The organism is Streptomyces hazeniae (assembly GCF_031845485.1).
GTDB classification, from domain to species: Bacteria; Actinomycetota; Actinomycetes; order Streptomycetales; family Streptomycetaceae; genus Streptomyces; species Streptomyces hazeniae.
The window spans coordinates 1-456 of record NZ_JAVREQ010000170.1; the positions used below are offsets into that span (position 1 = coordinate 1).

Genomic DNA, 456 nt, shown 5'->3' on the forward strand with positions numbered 1-456 from the left:
CGATGCTGATCTCCGGCGCGGTCGCGGGCCTCGCGGGTCTGCCGACGCTGCTCGGCGACACCCACACCTACAGCCTCGACTTCCCCACGGGCATCGGCTTCACCGGCATCACCATCGCGCTGCTGGGCCGCAACAACCCGCTCGGAATCGCGTTCGCCGCGCTGCTCGTCGCCTTCCTGGACAAGTCCTCGGCCTCGCTCGACCAGTACGGGTACGAGAAGGAGATCGCCACGATCATGCAGGGCCTGATCGTGATCTCGGTCGTCGTCTCCTACGAGCTGGTCCGCCGGTACGGCATCCGCCGCCAGCAGCAGAAGGTCGGCGAGGAGCTCGCCGCCGGACACGCCATCAAGACCGAGAAGTAGGCGGCCCTGTGAGCACCAGCAAAGCCATCGCCGCACGCCCCGCCCCCCAGAAGGGCGGCCGCCGCAAGCTCACCCTGCCGGTCTTCCTGCT

General features: G+C 68.6%; 1 protein-coding gene. It reads left to right on the forward strand.

From position 1 onward, the window contains the following. Window positions 1–365 (forward strand): ABC transporter permease subunit (locus RM572_RS29155; protein WP_449657230.1); only part of this gene is annotated, 365 nt, incomplete at its 5' end. Window positions 366–456: the final 91 nt, after the last annotated feature.